Raw genomic sequence first — 12,910 nt, forward strand, 5'->3', positions numbered from 1 at the left:
GCTACCTGCCGACCAACAGCGGGCAGATCAGCCGCCAGCAGACCAGCCGCCCACTGCACCCGTCGCCCACTGCACCCGTCGCCCACTGCACCCGTCGCCCACTGCACCCGTCGCCCACTGCACCCGTCGCCCACTGCACCCGCCGCCCACTGCACCCGCCGCCCACTGCACCCACCGCCCAGCAGCCCGCTGACCAGCAGCCCGCCGACCAACCGCTCACCAACCCGCCCGCCTCGCCTGTCTACCCGCCTCGCCTGTCTGTCCGCCCCGCCTGCCCCGCTCCATCCACCCGCCTGTGCAGCTACTCGCGACAGGATTCGGGAAGCTCGCGGACCCCACCCGCGTTCCTGTCTGTCGTGGATGGTTCCTGGGCCTTGATGCGCAGCGCGATGCGAACGACGGACGCACCCAGCGGGGTGCGACCCGGCACGTTCCGCCGGGTGCTGGGCTTCGCCCGCCCGCACCGGGCGAAACTGGTGGTGTTCCTGCTGCTCACGGTCGTGTCGGCGGTCCTGGCGGTGAGCACGCCCGTGCTCGCCGGGCAGGTGGTCAACGCGATCGTCGACGACCGCGACGCGTCGATCGTGGTGTGGCTGGCGGTGGTGATCGCCGGCATCGCGATCGTGGAAGCGGGCCTCGGCCTGGTCGAGCGGTGGCAGTCGGCGCGCATCGGGGAAGGGTTGATCTACGACCTGCGGCGCGCGGTGTTCGAGCACGTCCAGCGCATGCCGGTCGCGTTCTTCACCCGCACCCGCACCGGCGCGCTGGTCAGCCGCCTGAACAACGACGTCATCGGCGCGCAGCGGGCGTTCACGTCGACCCTGTCGGGCGTGGTCACCAACGTCATCCAGCTGGGGCTCTCCCTGGGCGTGATGTTCACCCTTTCGTGGCAAGTCACGGCGTTGGCGCTCGTCCTGCTGCCCGTGTTCGTGCTGCCGGCGCGCCGCATGGGCACCCGGATGGCGGACCTCCAGCGCGAGGCCGCGACCCTCAACGCGGGCATGACCACCCAGATGACCGAGCGGTTCTCCGCCCCCGGCGCGACGCTCGTCAAGCTCTTCGGCCACCCCCGCGCCGAGGTCGACGAGTTCGCCGACCAGGCCGCTCGCGTCCGGGACATCGGCGTCCGCACCGCCATGGCCACCCGCTGGTTCCTGACCGGCCTGACCCTGGTGTCCGCGCTCGCCCAGGCCCTCGTCTACGGCCTCGGCGGCTACCTCGCCCTGACCGGCCACCTCGACGCGGGCACCGTGGTGTCGCTGGCGCTGCTCCTGACCCGCCTCTACACGCCGCTGACGGCCCTGGCCAACGCCCGGGTCGACGTGATGACCGCGCTGGTCTCCTTCGAGCGGGTCTTCGAGGTGCTCGACCTGCGGCCGATGATCACCGACAGGGACGACGCCCGCCCGGTCCCGGAGGGGCCCGTCCGCGTCGAGTTCGACGACGTGCGCTTCGCCTACCCCTCGGCCGACAAGGTCTCCCTCGCCTCACTGGAAAACGTGTCCACTTTGGACGCGCGCGGCGGCGAAGAAGTCCTGCACGGCATCACCTTCACCGCGGAGCCGGGTCAATTGATCGCCCTGGTCGGGTCGTCCGGCGCGGGCAAGTCGACCATCGCCTCGCTCCTGCCCCGGCTCTACGACGTCGACGCGGGCGCCATCCGACTGTCCGATGTGGACGTGCGCGACCTGTCCTCGGAATCGATCCGCCGGACCGTCGGCGTCGTCACCCAGGACGGCCACCTCTTCCACGACACCATCCGCGCCAACCTCTCCTACCCGCGCCCCGAGGCCACCGAGGGGGAACTCCTCGACGCCCTGCGCCGCGCCCGCCTCGACCACCTCGTCGAATCCCTGCCCGACGGACTCGACACGATCGTGGGAGAACGCGGCTACCGCCTCTCCGGCGGCGAACGCCAACGCCTCACCATCGCCCGACTGCTGCTCGCCCAACCGCGGGTCGTGATCCTGGACGAGGCCACCGCCCACCTGGACTCCGAATCCGAAGCCGCCGTGCAGGTCGCGCTCACCGAAGCGCTCACCGGCCGCACCGCGCTCGTCATCGCCCACCGCCTGTCCACGATCCGCGCGGCCGACCAGATCCTGGTAGTCGAGGACGGGCGCATCGTCGAACGCGGCAGCCACACCGAACTCCTCAACGCCGAAGGGCGCTACGCCGAGCTCTACCGCACGCAGTTCGACGAAGCGCCCACCCCGGCCTAGAGCCCGCTCAGGAACGACGCGGTCGTCGACACCGCCACCTTCGACGACCCGCCACCCACCACCAGCACGGCGAACGCCAGGTCACCCCGGTAACCGACGAACCACCCGTGGGCCCGCGCGCCATCGCCGAACTGCGCCGTGCCGGTCTTGCCGCGCACACCCCCGAACCCCGCCAACTCTTGCGCCGTGCCGCTGGTCACGACCTCGCCCATCATCGAGCGCAACGCCGACGTGATCCCGCCCGGCAACGCGGCGGGCGCCTGCCCCTCGGTCGGGATCCCGCGGATCAGCTGCGGCACCGGCGTGCGACCGTTCGCCACGGTCGCCGCCACCAGAGCCATGCCGAACGGCGTGGCCAGCACGTCACCCTGCCCGATGCCGGCCTCGACGCGCTCCGCCACCGACTCCGCCGGCACCACCTTGCCCGTGTTCGTCGTGATGCCCGCGACGGTGAAGTCCGACATCAGCCCGAAGTACGCGGCGGCGTTCGGCAGCGCGTCCGCCGGCAGGTCGGCCGCCAACCGGCTGAAGCTCGTGTTGCACGACGCCGCGAACGCCCGGTGCAGCGGCACGGTGCCGAGGTCGAACGAGTCGTCGTTGGTGATCTGCCGCGTGCCGATGGTGGCCTTCCCCGGGCACGCCACCGGCGTGTCCACCCGCGCGGAACCGCCGGCCAGCGCCGCCGCCGCGGTCACCACCTTGAACGTCGAACCGGGCTCGAACCAGTTCTCCAACGCGATCCGCCCGACCCCGTCGGCGGGGGCGTTCTGCGCCACCGCGAGCACCTCGCCGTCCTTCTGGAGCGCCACCACCGCGGCCGCCTGCCCGACCTGGTCGACCGCGGCCTGCGCGGCGGCCTGGACCTTCGGGTCCAGGGTGACCGTCATCGACCGCGCGACCTGCGGTTCCTGCTCCTGGAGCACCGACACCGGCGCACCCGCCGCGTCGACCACGGCGACCCGCCAGCCGGGCGTGCCGGTGAGCGGGCCCACGGCCTGCCGCACGGTGCCCATCACCAGCGGCGCGAAGTCCGCCGCCACGGGCGCGCCGGTGCGGTCGAGCAACGCCCCGTCACCGGACGTGGCCGAGTAGGCCAGGCCCTGCCCCTCGGTGAGCCGCGGGTGGAGCAGCGCCGGCGACCAGTGCACGCGCCACCGGTCGCCCACCAGGCGCACCTCCACCTCCACCGGGTACGCGAACGGCGCGCCACCGGGCAGCGTCCACGTGACGTCCGCGTCGATCGTCGCCGTCGTCGCACCCTCGGCGACGCCCGGCGCGGGACCGAGCCGGGCGTGGTAGGTCGCACCCGGCATGCCCTGCTGCGTCTTGGCGATCGCCGCCCCCGCCACCCCGACCGCGTCGGTCACCGAGGCCGCCTGCCCCGCCTGACCGGCCGCGATCGCGGTCACGAACTGCTGCGCCACGGCGCTCGGCGGAACCCGCCGCTCCGGCTCGGCCCCGACGGGCGCCGCCCCGGTGCCCGACCACAGCACCACCGCGCCCGCCACGACCACCGCGATCGTGGCGGCGCCTCCACCTGCAAGAATCCAGCGTTTCCTGCTCTTGTCCACGTCAAACCCCCCTTACGAGTGGGAGGTTAACGCGGACGTGTGAAGGATTCGTGGACAACGGACCAGCCGTGGACGACGGACTAGCCGAGCTGGGGCACCCGCGTCTGGTACTTGCGCAGCAGGTCGGCGTTGGCCTGGTCGCCGCCCTCGACGTTCGCGCTGCGCCACAGCGGCAGGGCCACGCCGGCTTCGGCCGCCTTGTCGAACAGGCGCACCATCAGCAGGTTCCACAGGAAGGTCGTGGCCAGCGTGGACACCGCGGCGGTCACCGGGTTGCCGACCGGGTAGGTCGCGTCACCCGGCGGGACGAGGTTGTCCAGCACCACGGTCGCGTTCTCCGCCAACGTCGTGCCCGCCCGGCGCGGCGCCGACGCGCTCGCGGCCACCGACGTCACCGCCACGACCGGGCACCCGGCGTCCGCGGCGCGCATCGCCAGCTCGACCGGGTAAGGGTTCACACCAGAGGTGGAGAAGACGAACAACACGTCGTGAGGAGCGAGCCCCGACTCCCGCAGCACCTCGGCGGCCAACCCGGACCGCCGCTCGGCGGCCGTGCTGCTCACCGCGCCGTGCATCGGCAGCAGCTCGGGGTGGTAGATCGGGCGCACGCACGCCAGGCCGCCCGCCCGGTAGAAGGTCTCGGCGACCGCGGCCAACGAGTGACCCGCACCCGCCGCGAGCACCAGGCCGTCCGCGCGGACGCCGGCCAGCACGAGTTCGGCCACGTCGTCCAGCGCGCTCGCGTTCTGCTGCTCCACCCTGGTCAGGTGGTTGCGCACGACGTCACCGTAGTCGGATCCGGTCACGGTCTCGGTCGCCATGCGGTCGCCTCCAATGGTCTACACCAAATACTGCCCGCCAGTCCTACCGGATCGTCCCACCACCCGCCAGAGTGATTGACCACCGAACAACCCCCGTGTTCAATCGAACGCAATGGACGTCATCTGGCGGCAAGAGACGATCCTCGAACGCCTGCGCGGGGGCGAACGGGTGGCCGTCGGCGCGCTGGCGGAGCTGGTCGGGGCCTCCGAGATGACCGTGCGGCGTGACCTTGACGTGCTCGAACGCGACGGGCTGGTGCGTCGCGTGCGCGGCGCGGCGGTCGGCATGCTCACGGGGGAGGAGACGCCCTACGCGGCCCGGTCGCGCCAACGGCTGGACGCCAAGCGCCGCATCGCCGCGGCCGTCGCGAGCCTCCTCGACGACGGCGAGACCGTCGTGCTCGACAGCGGCAGCACCGCGGCCGAGGTGGCGCGCGAGCTCGTGGACCGCCGGATGACCGTGCTCCCGCTGTCCCTGCACGCGGCCGACGTCCTGCGACGCGCCGACCACGTGCGGCTCGTCCTGCCGGGCGGCGACGTGCGACCGGGCGAACTGGCGTTCGTCGGCCCGCTGGCCGAGCACGCCTTCCGCGTGATGCGCTTCGACACCATCGTGCTGGGCAGCTGCGGCCTGAGCGCGCGCAACGGCGTGTCGGCCCACGACCTGGCCGAGGGCGCGGTGAAGCAGGCGGCGATCGAGGCGTCGGCGCGGGTGGTCGCGGCGATCGACAGCTCGAAGTTCGGGCGAACCGCTTTCGGCCGGGTGTGCCCGGCGGAGTCGATCGACGTGCTGGTCACCGACACGAGCGCGCCGGCTGGCGAACTGGGCCGCTTGCGAGACGCCGGGGTGGAAGTGCGCGTCGTCTGACGCGGGGTCCCGAGCTGTTCGAGGTCCGCGCGTGCCACCGAGCCCGCGCCGACCGAGCCCGCGCCGACCGAGCCCGCGCCGACCGAGCCCGCGCCGACCGAGCCCGCGCCGACCGAGCCCGCGCCGACCGAGCCTGCGCGTCAACCGGGCCCGCGTCAACCGGGTCCGCGGGTCAGGCCGGTATTCCTGGGGCCGGTGCTCGCCGGGCTGGGTGGCTCCAGGCTCGCGATACCCCCAGCCCCGACGCCCCCGGCGTGTCAGGCCAGCCGGTCGGCTGGTGGTCGGCAGAGGGCTGGTGGCAGAGCTGGTGGCCGGTGGGTCTGGTGGTCGGGGGCTCGTGGTTCGCCAGGCTGCTGGTCTGCGGGGTGGGCCGTAGGCAAGGCCGTGCCGCGAGTAGGGCCGTGGGTGGGGCCGTGCCCCATGAGTGGAGCCGTGCCGTGAGGCGGGCCGTGTTGCGGGGTGGGCTGTGGTCGCTCGCGGGTTCCTCATGCTCAACCGATGATCGGTGACACTGTTTCCGTACATTTCCCGGCGATGATCACCCGATCGTGTGAGGCACCCCCGAGCAGGGCCCGAGCCTCGTGATCAAGGTAGCCGATACCGCGGCTCCACGGGGGGCAGGGGCTTCTCCGGCAGGTTCTCGTGCGCCTTCGTCATGAACTCGAACCACGTCCGCGCGGGCAGGGTCCCTCCGTAGATGTCACCCTGCCCGCACAACCGCGGCGGCCCGGCGTTGACGCAGATGCCCCTCGGCGTGGTGCCGTCGTTGAAGACCTGCACCGCGCCCGCGTAGTCGAACGTCGCCCCGATGAACGCCGCCGACTTGTACTCCTCCGTCGTCCCCGTCTTGCCCAGCGCGGGCCGCTTCCAGTTGTACTGCTTGGCCGCCGCCGCGGCGGTTCCCCGGTCCTGGTCGTCCTCGCTCAGCCCGACCGCCAGCGCGTTCGCCAGCCCCTCCTCCACCACCTGCTCGCACGGCGGCTCCTTGACCTCCACCTCCTCGCCGTGGCGGTCGAAGATCTTCCGGATCGGCGTGGGGCGGCACCACGTGCCCGCCGACGCGATGGTTGCGGCCACGTTGGCCAGTTCCAGGGTGCTCGTCGGCGCGGGCCCGAGCGTGAACGACGCGTTGCCCGCCGACTTGTAGAAGTCCGCCTGCGACACCTGGAGGTCCTTGCGGTCCGCCGACGGGTCCGGGGCGACGCCCGCGATGTTGGTCGCCATCGTCTCGCGCATCCCCAGCCGGGACGCCATGTCGACCACCGCGTCCAGCCCGACCTTCTCCTCCAGGATCACGAACGCGGTGTTCGGCGACGTCGCCAGCGCCTGCTTCAACGTCATCTGCGGCGGGTAGGAGTCGTCGTGGTTGGACAGGCAGTACCAGTACGTCGCCTGCTCGCCGGTCGACGGGCACGACGGGGCGCCGCCGCGGAACACGCGTGACACGTACGAGTTGGGCGACGCGATCATCGTCTCGATGCCGGTGCCCTTCTCCAGCGCGGCCGCCGCGGTGAACACCTTGTAGATCGACCCGGCGCCGAACTTGTTCTCCACCGCCGACGGCAGGTCGAACTGGGTCTGGAACTCCTCCTTCTTCAACCCGTAGTCGCGGCTGGCGACGAGCGCGACCACCTCGTGCCGCTCGCGGCCCGGCTTGACCACCGCCGCCGTGTTGGCGATGCCCGGCGTCGTCTTCGGCACCTGCGCCTCGGCGGCCCGCTTGGCGTGCTGCGTGAGCGTCCGGTCGAGGGTCGTCTCGATCCGGTAGCCGCCGCTCTTCAGCTCGTTCAGGTCGAACCCGTTGGCGGTCAGGTGGTTGACCACGTAAGAGCAGAAGAACCCGGTCTCCGGGCCCGCGCCGACGCACCCGGTCGGCAGCGGCCGCACCGGGGTGGCCAGGCCCAGCGGCGCCCGCTTCGCCGCCTCGGTCTGCTCGGGGGACAGCTTGTTGTTGGCGGCCATCAGGTCGATCACCATGTTGCGCCGGTCGGTCGCCTTGTCCGGCCGGGCCTCGGGGTCGAGGAACGTGGGGCTGTTGACCATCCCGGCGAGCATCGCGGCCTGCGGCACGGTCAGCTGCTCCGGCGTGGTGTCGAAGTACGCCTGCGACGCCGCGGCGATGCCGAAGATGGTGCCGCCGAACGGCACGACGTCCAGGTAGCGGGTCAGGATCTCGTCCTTGGTCAGCTGCGACTCGACGTGCATCGCGATCCGCGCCTCGCGCAGCTTGCGGGCGATGGTCTGCTCCTGCGCCTTGACCTGCCCGCCCTTGTCGTCGCGCTCCAGCACGTGCACGAGGTGGTTCTTCACGTACTGCTGCGTGATCGTGGACGCGCCCTGGGACACGGAGCCCTCGGACTGGTTGCGCATCGCGGCCCGGATGGTGGCCAGCCAGTCGACGCCGTTGTGCTCGTAGAAGCGCCGGTCCTCGATGGCGATCAGCGCGTCCTTCATGACCTGCGCGACCTCGTCCGGCGGGGTGAGCACCCGGTACTGGTCGTACAGGTAGGCGAACGGTTGGCCGTCCTTGTCGGTGATGGTCGTCATCAGCGGCGGCGGCGTGTCGATCAGCCGGACCGACGTCAGCGCCACCTGGTCGCCCATGCGGTTGGACACCAGGCCCGCCGCGCCGACGACCGGCAGCGCGAGCCCGGCGAGCAGGAGTCCGGCGACCAGGCACAGGCCGGCGAGTTTCGCGACGCAATCAGCCCTACGCATACCGTCGAGGTGGGCCTTGGCGGGGTTCGGAAAACTTCCCAGACCGCAGGTTCACACCATGGCGTTCAGTTTTCCGCCCGGTCGGTGCTCACCCGACAGCGAAATGCGTTCACGCCGCGTCGCGCCGCGTGGTCGCGGCGCTCGCCAGGTCCGCGGCGTGGCGCATCGCGGCGGCGTGCAGCGCGGTCAGCGACAACGCGTCGGCCTGCGCCGCCGGGTCGCCCTCGGTGGGTTCCAGACGGGTGTCCGCGGTTTCGTAGACCACGCACTCCGCGGCCGTGCTCAACCGCCGCGCGAGGAACGCCACCGCCCGCATCAGCCGCTCGGCCTCGTCCCGGGTGATCGGCACGACCCGCGGCGACTCGTCCCCGACCGCGTGGAGCTCCGCCTGCCGGGCCCGGCAGGCCAGGGCGCGGTCCCACAGGCCCGCGGCCTCGTGCAGCGACTCGATGAACGGCTCCCAGTCGACTCCGGTCGTGGTCATGGTTCCTCACCTTCCGTGCGTCACCCAGGTATCGAGTGCCCTCGTCAGTGGCACTTCATACCTTTGCCTCTCCATCGGGTGAAGAAATGAACGACTCTCCGACGTTGACGATCGCATCGGGTGCCAGGAAAGTGCGCTCCTTTCATTCGAAAGAGTGGTACTTGATTTTTCGTGTTGCGAAGACCTCAACTGGTGGTAGCCGATTCCCGCAGATGTCCTCCGACGCCGGGGAACCACGCCGGGGACGCAGGGAGTCGTGCTCAACCAGGGGAGGAATGTTCAATGGCCACGCCATCGCAGACACGGCCCCGGACGTGGACGGCCCGCGTCACCGCGGCCGCCCTCGTGCTGGGGAGCCTGGTGGTACCGCACGCCGAGGTCACCGCGGCCCCGGCGGACGCCCGCGCCGCGGGCAGCCGGGCCGCCGAGGAGGGCGACCACGCCGCCGGGTCGCAGATCGCCCTGCACGAACCCGGACAGCCCGTCGACGCCGCGCAGTTGGGCGTCACCGGGACCACCGTCCCCGGCATGGACGTGAGCAGCCACCAGGGCAACGTGGACTGGGGGCACTGGTGGGCGCAGGGCATGCGGTTCGCCTACGTCAAGGTCACCGAGGGCACCGGCTACACCAACCCCTACTTCAGCGGGCAGTACGGCGGCTCCTACAACATCGGCATGATCCGCGGCGCCTACCACTTCGCGCTGCCCGACCGGTCCGACGGCGTCGAGCAGGCCGACTACTTCGTCGACCACGGCGGCGGCTGGTCCGCCGACGGCCGCACCCTGCCCGGCACCCTGGACATCGAGTACAACCCGTACGGCGGGCAGACCTGCTACGGCCTGGCCCCGGACCAGATGGTCACGTGGGTCCGGCAGTTCAGCGAGACCTACCAGAGCCGCACCGGCCGCTGGCCGATGATCTACACCTCCACGCTGTGGTGGGACGAGTGCACCGGCCGCGCGGGCGACTTCACCGCCACGAACCCCGTGTGGGTCGCCCGGTACGCGGCCGAGATCGGGCCGCTGCCGCACCGCTGGGAGGTGCACTCGATCTGGCAGTACAGCTCCACGCCGATCGACCAGAACGCGTTCAACGGCACCATGGACGACCTCGTGGCGCTCGCCAGGGGCTGAACCCGGTCCGTCTGAGAAGGGCGGCAGCCATGCACATCGACGAGTTCCGCGACGCGTTCCCCATCCGCTGGCGCGGCTACGACCGGCAGGAGGTGCGCGCCGAGCTGACCAGGATGCGGCAGGAGTCCGAGGTGCTCCGGGTGGACCGGGACGCCGCCCTCGCCACCGCCGACGACCTGACCCGCGAACTGGAGGACGCGCGCAGCGAACTCGCCGAGTACCGGGTGCTGCACGCCGGCTACTCCAAGGACAACGCCGTCTCCGGCTGCATCCGCTACCTCATGCACGTGGCACGGCAGAAGGCGGACGCCTTCGAGAGCGACGCGCGGGAGCGCAGCGAGCAGATGCTCCGGCAGGCCGAGGAGGTGGCGCGCAGGCAGTCGGTGCTGCTCGACGAGACCGAGCAGGAGACGCAGCGCCGCCTCGCCGACGCCGAGCAGCGCGCCCGGGAGATCATCGCGGCGGCCGAGGCGGCGGCCGCGGCGACGGTCGCGGGCGCGCCGGCGCTGTGGCCCACGGACCTGCCCGGACCGCGGACCACCTCCGGGCCGCTGCCGATCGTGCGCCCGGAGGCCGAACCGCGGGGTCAGTGAGACGACGGCTCGTGGCAGGTGCCCTCACGGGTGGTGCCGTCGACCCTGATCAGCACCTCGCCGGGCCGCAGGCTGCCGATCACGCACGCCCGGTCGCCCAGGTGGATGCCGTAGACGACGCCGGGCGTGGGTTCGGCGAGCGGCGGGTCGAACGGCCACGCGTACACCTCGTCGGCGGCGCGGCCCGTGCCGGTCAACGCGCTGAGCGTGCTCTCCCGCGCGAAGTCGCCGCTGCCGCACAGCCGCTCCAGCACCGGCCGCAACCGCTCCGCCACGGCCACCGCCGCCGCGTGAGGTCCCAGCGGCAGCGGCGCGCGGTGCTTCCACCGGTTGTTGTCCACGTGGTTGGGCGGCGCGTCGGCCGGGACCCGCACCCTCCCGGAGGTCGGCGGCGCGGGCGTCGCCTCGGCTGCCTCGGCTGCTTCGGCCACCTCGAACCGGGTCTGGCAGGGGCCGTTCGGCGGCACGAAGGTCGGCGGCGGGGTCGTCGGTGTCGTGGTGGGGAAAGCCGTGGTCAGAGGCGCGCGTGGCAACGACGCCCCCGCCTCGTCCACGCGGGCCGCGCAGCCCGTCGCCACAACCCCCGCCAACACCACCGCGCCCGCGAGCGCCCCACCCCTGAGCAGCGTCATGATCCGAGACTGGCACACCGCCCGGCCGCGCGGACCCGTTTGCGCGAACGCGGTTTCAGGGGTCCTCGGGCCGGTCCACGTCCGCGCCGCCGGCGACGTCCTCGCACGGCACCGCCACCGCGCCCCGCGCCCGCAGGTAGTCGCGCGCGCCCGTGTCACCGGTCGCCGCCGCCGACACGCCCGCCCAGTGGTCCGCGCCGATCAGCACGGGGTGCCCCGGCACGCCCGCGTAGGAGGCGCGCGCCAGCGCCGCGGGGGACGCGAGCGCCACGAAGCGCCCGACGGCCGCCGTGGTGACGCCCGGCGTGTCCACCGGCAGCACCACCACCGCGTCCACGCCGGCCAGCGCGGCCAGGCCGACGCGCAGCGAGGAGCCCATGCCGGTCGCCCAGTCGGGGTTGTCCACCACGACGCGGCCCGCCAGCGGCACCTCGGCGCGCACGGTCGCCGCGGCCGCCCCGAGCACCACGACGACGGGCGAGCACCCGGCGTCGCCCAGCACCGCCGCGGCGTGCTCGACCCAGCGCACACCGCCGCGCGACACCAGCGCCTTGGGCCCGCCGAACCTGCGCCCGGCGCCCGCGGCGAGCACCAACCCCGCGACCCGCACGGGGTCAGACTAGGGCGCGGTGTCCTTTCAAGTCGGTCCGGCCGGCCACCGACAGCTTGCGGTAGACCCTGGTCAGGTGCTGTTCGACCGTGCTCACGGTGATGTGCAGGCGCGTCGCGATGGCCCGGTTGCTGTGGCCCAACGCGGCGAGGGTCGCGACCCTGCGCTCCGAGTAGGTCAACTCCGTCATACGCGAGAACACGTGCGGGGGACCGGCAGCGGTTCAACCCTCAGCGCAGATGCTCCACGAGAAGTGAGGTGAGCACCTCCGGCGCCTCCTCCGGCACCCAGTGCGACACGTCCTCCAGCATCTCGAACCGGTACGGGCCGGTGACCCAGTCGCCGGTGGCCAGCGCCGCGGTCGAGCCGAACGCCACGTCCTCGGTGCTCCACACGTACATCGTCGGCGTCGACACCTTCCCGGCCTTCCCGCCCGGCCGGCTCGCGCGGTACCAGTTCAGCGCCGCGGTCAGCGCGCCCGGCTCGGACAGCCGCCGCACGTACTCGTCCACCCGGCTCGGCGGCACCCGCCACTCGAAGAACCGCCGCAGCGCCGCCCCGTCGTCGGCCAGCATCCGCTTCTCGGTGCCGCTGTTGCGCCAGTCGGTCATGTACCCGGAGCGCAGGTTCTGGTCCTCGTCGGCGCGCAGCGCGTCGGCGAACGCGCCGGGGTGCGGCGTGGACACCACGGCGAGCTTGCGCACCCGCTCGGGGTGCTCGGCCGCGGTCCACCACGCGACCGCGCCGCCCCAGTCGTGGCCGACCAGGTCGAACGCCTGCCAGCCGAGCGAGTCCGCCACCGCCAGCACGTCGCCGACCAGCGCCTCGACCCCGTAGTCGGCGGCCCGCTCGGGCCGCACGCCGGGCGAGTAGCCGCGCTGGTCGAACGCCACCGCCCGGAAGCCCGCGCGGCCGAGCACCGCAACCTGGTGCTCCCACGCGATCGCCGCCTCCGGGAAGCCGTGCAGGAACAACACCGGGCGGCCGTCCTCCGGGCCCGCCGCGATCGCGTCGAAGACACCCTCGCCCGTCGGCACGTCGATATGCTCGATCACTGGATCCAGACCCCGTCCCTCACCCGGTCACCCGCTGCGCCGTCATTCTGGCCCGCGCCCCCGACAACGGCGGCGGCCCGGGGGTCTGCTCCGAACCGCCGCCCCGGCTGCGGCGCCCGGACCGGCGGCGGTTGCTCAGGATGAACCAACGCGGGCGCGATTGGGCCGTTCGGCTCATATCCTCCCTCGGGCGGGTGCTCTT

The 12,910-nt window shown here is 72.6% G+C and carries 11 protein-coding genes and 1 pseudogene; 4 read left to right on the top strand and 8 right to left on the bottom strand.

Annotated elements, in window-relative coordinates; all coding sequences use genetic code 11:
* The first annotated feature begins 356 nt into the window (after positions 1-356).
* Complete coding sequence (locus ABD223_RS20000; RefSeq protein ID WP_344037826.1) at positions 357-2,222, top strand: ABC transporter ATP-binding protein; 1,866 nt, start codon at positions 357-359, stop codon at positions 2,220-2,222.
* On the opposite strand, the gene ABD223_RS20005 is transcribed toward ABD223_RS20000, so the two are convergent.
* Entirely contained in the window at positions 2,219-3,793 is a 1,575-nt protein-coding gene (locus tag ABD223_RS20005; RefSeq protein ID WP_344037827.1) for a penicillin-binding transpeptidase domain-containing protein, read from the bottom strand. The two genes, ABD223_RS20000 and ABD223_RS20005, sit on opposite strands and share 4 nt — an antisense overlap.
* Positions 3,794-3,873: 80 nt before the next feature.
* Entirely contained in the window at positions 3,874-4,614 is a 741-nt protein-coding gene (locus ABD223_RS20010; protein ID WP_344037828.1) for an SIS domain-containing protein, read from the bottom strand.
* 112 nt (positions 4,615-4,726) lie between these two features.
* Here ABD223_RS20010 and ABD223_RS20015 point away from each other — a divergent pair, with 112 nt between their 5' ends.
* Positions 4,727-5,482 carry a DeoR/GlpR family DNA-binding transcription regulator gene (locus ABD223_RS20015; RefSeq protein WP_344037829.1) on the top strand — a complete coding sequence of 252 codons (756 nt, stop codon included), beginning with the start codon at positions 4,727-4,729 and terminating at the stop codon, positions 5,480-5,482.
* 585 nt (positions 5,483-6,067) lie between these two features.
* On the opposite strand, the gene ABD223_RS20020 is transcribed toward ABD223_RS20015, so the two are convergent.
* Positions 6,068-8,200 (bottom strand): transglycosylase domain-containing protein, encoded by a 2,133-nt coding sequence (locus tag ABD223_RS20020; RefSeq protein WP_344037830.1) that lies wholly within the window; start codon positions 8,198-8,200, stop codon positions 6,068-6,070.
* A gap of 109 nt (positions 8,201-8,309) precedes the next feature.
* Positions 8,310-8,684, bottom strand: a complete 375-nt coding sequence (locus ABD223_RS20025) for a hypothetical protein (protein WP_344037831.1) — start codon at positions 8,682-8,684, stop codon at positions 8,310-8,312.
* A gap of 282 nt (positions 8,685-8,966) precedes the next feature.
* Between ABD223_RS20025 and ABD223_RS20030 the strand changes: the two genes are divergently transcribed.
* Positions 8,967-9,818 carry a lysozyme gene (locus ABD223_RS20030; RefSeq protein ID WP_344037832.1) on the top strand — a complete coding sequence of 284 codons (852 nt, stop codon included), beginning with the start codon at positions 8,967-8,969 and terminating at the stop codon, positions 9,816-9,818.
* A gap of 29 nt (positions 9,819-9,847) precedes the next feature.
* A complete protein-coding gene (locus tag ABD223_RS20035) occupies positions 9,848-10,411 on the top strand; it encodes a hypothetical protein (protein WP_344037833.1) in 564 nt (187 codons plus the stop codon).
* Here the strand turns inward: ABD223_RS20035 and ABD223_RS20040 are convergent.
* The 4 genes and pseudogenes from ABD223_RS20040 to ABD223_RS20055 all read right to left on the bottom strand — a co-directional run bounded on the left by ABD223_RS20040 (position 10,405) and on the right by ABD223_RS20055 (position 12,708).
* Complete coding sequence (locus tag ABD223_RS20040; RefSeq protein ID WP_344037834.1) at positions 10,405-11,043, bottom strand: hypothetical protein; 639 nt, start codon at positions 11,041-11,043, stop codon at positions 10,405-10,407. The two genes, ABD223_RS20035 and ABD223_RS20040, sit on opposite strands and share 7 nt — an antisense overlap.
* Positions 11,044-11,098: 55 nt before the next feature.
* Entirely contained in the window at positions 11,099-11,653 is a 555-nt protein-coding gene (locus tag ABD223_RS20045; RefSeq protein ID WP_344037835.1) for a nucleotidyltransferase family protein, read from the bottom strand.
* Positions 11,654-11,657: 4 nt separating this feature from the next.
* A pseudogene (locus ABD223_RS20050) lies at positions 11,658-11,834 on the bottom strand (response regulator transcription factor); the annotation flags it as partial.
* A gap of 49 nt (positions 11,835-11,883) precedes the next feature.
* Positions 11,884-12,708: an alpha/beta fold hydrolase gene (locus tag ABD223_RS20055; RefSeq protein ID WP_344037837.1), complete on the bottom strand. Its 825-nt coding sequence runs from the start codon at positions 12,706-12,708 to the stop codon at positions 11,884-11,886.
* Positions 12,709-12,910: the final 202 nt, after the last annotated feature.

Source organism: Saccharothrix xinjiangensis (assembly GCF_039527585.1).
Lineage (GTDB): Bacteria > Actinomycetota > Actinomycetes > Mycobacteriales > Pseudonocardiaceae > Actinosynnema > Actinosynnema xinjiangensis.